3 protein-coding genes, 1 pseudogene and 1 riboswitch are annotated in these 3,410 nt (G+C 43.0%); of the genes and pseudogenes, 3 read left to right on the top strand and 1 reads right to left on the bottom strand.

Annotated elements, in window-relative coordinates:
- Window positions 1–185 precede the first annotated feature (185 nt).
- Window positions 186–296, top strand: a riboswitch (SAM riboswitch).
- Window positions 297–378: 82 nt separating this feature from the next.
- Both LD39_RS14790 and LD39_RS14795 read left to right on the top strand, forming a co-directional pair.
- Complete coding sequence (locus LD39_RS14790) at window positions 379–1,428, top strand: homocysteine S-methyltransferase family protein (protein WP_197061436.1); 1,050 nt, start codon at window positions 379–381, stop codon at window positions 1,426–1,428.
- An 84-nt stretch (window positions 1,429–1,512) separates the two neighbouring features.
- Window positions 1,513–1,869 carry a YidH family protein gene (locus LD39_RS14795; RefSeq protein ID WP_035548755.1) on the top strand — a complete coding sequence of 119 codons (357 nt, stop codon included), beginning with the start codon at window positions 1,513–1,515 and terminating at the stop codon, window positions 1,867–1,869.
- Window positions 1,870–1,919: 50 nt separating this feature from the next.
- On the opposite strand, the gene LD39_RS14800 is transcribed toward LD39_RS14795, so the two are convergent.
- On the bottom strand, window positions 1,920–2,360 hold the full coding sequence (locus LD39_RS14800) for a YndM family protein (RefSeq protein ID WP_231572588.1): 441 nt from the start codon (window positions 2,358–2,360) through the stop codon (window positions 1,920–1,922).
- A gap of 843 nt (window positions 2,361–3,203) precedes the next feature.
- On the opposite strand from LD39_RS14800, the pseudogene LD39_RS14810 reads away from it, so the two are divergent.
- A pseudogene (locus LD39_RS14810) lies at window positions 3,204–3,410 on the top strand (hypothetical protein); the annotation flags it as partial.

A 3,410-nucleotide genomic window follows, 5' to 3' on the forward strand; every position in this document is an offset into this window, starting at 1 on the left:
TTTTCTAGATATAAAAAAGAAAAAAAGTCACTTCCCTAGATTCCTTAAGGGTTCAATAGAGTTGTTACAATTGTGTGAACAAAACCCTTTCGTCAATCTATTCAAAATTAACTGAAAATAATCATTGACAGAAAAGGGTCATCCCCCCTATAATTTCTAGCAAGTTAAAAAATATAATTACGAATCTCTTATTACGAGTGGCGTAGGGACTAGGCCCTGTGATGCCCGGCAACCTTTCAAGTTATGCTTGAAAAAGGTGCCAATTCCTACAGATGCATGCATCTGGCAGATAAGAGGAAGAACCGAGACCACAAACCCTTCTTCCTTTTGCCGGGAAGAAGGGTTTTTATTTTTAACAAGAGAAAGGTGCGGCTGATGATGAAACGAACACTAGAACAACGTTTAGAGGATGGACCCGTCGTTTGCGGGGAAGGATACTTATTCGAATTGGAAAGACGCGGTTATCTGCAGGCAGGATCATTTGTCCCGGAGGTAGCGCTTGATAACCCTCAAGCCTTGAAGCAGACGTATCGTGATTATATGTTAGCAGGCTCGGATGTAGTGCTCGCCTTCACTTATAATGGTCACAGGGAAAAGATGAGAATTATCGGGAAAGAAGATTTGCTGGAGCCGTTGAATCGGCAGGCGATCCGTTTAGCTAAAGAAGTAGCCAAGGAGCATCCGGAAGAGGAAGCGCTTGTCGCAGGGAATATCTCCAATACAAACCTTTTCGATCCAGATGATGGAAGTTCAAAAGAAGCCGTGCGCAATATATTTGCAGAGATGATCGGATGGTGCAAAGAGGAAGGCGTCGATTTTGTTAATGGAGAGACGTTCTATTACTACGAAGAAGCAAAAATTGCTTTAGAAGAAATCCAGAAGCAAGGTCTGCCTGCTGTGATCACATTCGGACTTATGAGTGAAAATATACTAAGAGATGGGTACACAGTGGAGGAAGGGTGCCGTCTATTAGAAGAGCAAGGAGCATTGGTAGTCGGCATGAACTGCTTCCGCGGTCCTGCGACTATGCAGCCGTATGTTGAACAAATTCGTGAAAACGTCAACGGATATGTTGGAGCTCTGCCTATCCCGTATCGCACATCAGAAGAGTACCCGACATTCTTCAACTTGCCGGATGGCGGGTGTTCGTGCTCGCTTCCGACGGAAACGACCTTCCCGACGTCACTCGATCCGCTTTATTGCAATCGTTATGAGCTGGCCGAATGGGCGAAGGAAGCAAAAGCGTCCGGAGTGAATTATTTCGGTCTTTGCTGTGGAGCCTCTCCGAGCATGCTCAGGGAAGTGGCGGAAACAGTCGGAAGGAAAGCCGTTAACTCCACCTATTCCCCTGATATGAAGAAGCACTTCCTGTTCGGAACAGATGAAACGTTGAAGAAGAATAATACGGAATATCGCACGAAAGCCTAAGCTTATGAGCTGTTTTAAGGATATATCCTCTCTTGAAGTGATAAAATGAGGGAAGAACAGTTCTAAGAGAGGTGAGGGAAGGTCATGGGAAAAATGGATGAACAAAAGCTGATCCAGCAACATTTAGCGAATGAACGCACATATTTGGCCTGGATCCGTACGGCTATTGCTCTTGTCGGTGTCGGCTTTTTAGCAACAACGCTTCATATTAATGCAGCACAGGATATGAGCCGGTTCGGAGAGGATCTTGCAGTGATCGTCAGCATTGCATCGTTATTCCTTGGTGTCATGACGATCATTGGTGCCACTGTCAATTACTATCAAACGAGACGTAATATAAATGAAAGCCGCTTCGTTTCCTCCCATAGAATCATCGTCTATATGACTGTAGTCGTTATTCTTCTGGTCATCATGGTATCCACCTACCTTGCTTTTGTATAAATAAAAAACCGAGAAAACACACTTGTGGTTTCTCGGTTTTTTTTGAACAGTTATTCTTCTTCATCATAAGGGTAGATTTCTTCAGAAGCTTCTGTACTTAGTTGAGCCGTTGGATTCACACGTTCCGTTCTTTCTTCTTTACCATCCAGGTTTCTTGCTACAGACTGGTGGAAGAAATATTCGAAAATGGTGAGGGAAATCGTTGATATTAGTGTAGCCAGAAAAACAGAATCACCAACCGTGAGTGCATCTGTCATAAAGTAAACGACAACAAATGTAAGCACGAAATCTGAAATTGTCGCTGTTGTATTGCTGGATCGTGATAAAATCATCAAATCAACGATGGCATAAGATACAGCTGTTAAAACCAAAGTGATCAGAAAGACATTACCGAACGATACGTCAAACCCCGCACCTAAGATGATGCCGAGGATTACTAAACTAAACAAAAATTTCATTGCAATTAACTTTACATGTTCCAAAGTGAACACCTCCTGCAATCTTATTTTCTGTTCAAGTTCATAAACTATACCTTCTTTACTTTTAATTTACATGAAAGTTCGAGGTGAAAAAGCAGCGGATTCCACAATAAGGAATCCGCTGCTATTTATAAAATTTTATCAATGGCATAAACTATTTTAAAAGGCACCGGAGCCTCCACCGCCGCCCCCTACACCACCGCCAACTGAACAGTTAGCAGCTGAAACGCTCGCGTTTTGACTCGCTGAGTGAAAGTTGGACTGAAGCGTTCCTGCTAAGAGCAGGTATACTGGCCAATCACCCTGTGAGGTTGAAGTTTCCAGATCAGTATTATTCGAAACATTCCTTTTTCCGATTCCGATTTGGTATAGAAGTGGGAGGATTTGATCGTCCTTTTCCCACCGCTTCCATTGATCTTCCGTTTTCAGCGGCTAAAGCTTTTGCTTGATTCGCTTCCCTTCAATCGCGGGCGGTAAGCGAGAGAAAATGTAGGAAAAACTGCCCGCAGTAGAATCGCAAAGACCATCCATAAATAAAGTTCATTTAGGGGAAACAATACGATGAACGGACTAAGAGCTATCGCTTCAATTCCTGCCACCGATCTGACTTTTGCGCTTTTTTTGTAAAAGTCATACGTGTTTTGCGTGAAACGTTCGGTCTTCCCCAATTTCATTAAAAAGCCATTCATATGGATAAGGTTTGACGATCGACAACACGATATTCCTCCTTTGACAATTGTTTTATATTTCCTTTTCTGATGAGCAATTATTTGTCGTGTTCAACTGGATCCATGTGACATGTTTACTGGTCTTCCTGCATAAATTGATAGGCAGACTCATGGGGAGGTGGACAACATGTTTCATCAGCATGGATATCCAGGGGCAACGTTTCCATACTATTATGGGTATGGAAATTATGATTCTTTTGGATATTACAGAAATGGCTACCCCGTTGGACCTTATAGCTATGATCCGTATCGTCAGCCCTATTATTTTCCTCAGTCGTATCCATACTATATACAGCAGATCGTGAATGCGCAGTATGGCCAACAGGACTGGCGG

The sequence above is a fragment of the Halobacillus sp. BBL2006 genome (assembly GCF_000786645.1).
In the GTDB taxonomy this organism is placed as follows: Bacteria; Bacillota; Bacilli; order Bacillales; family Halobacillaceae; genus Halobacillus.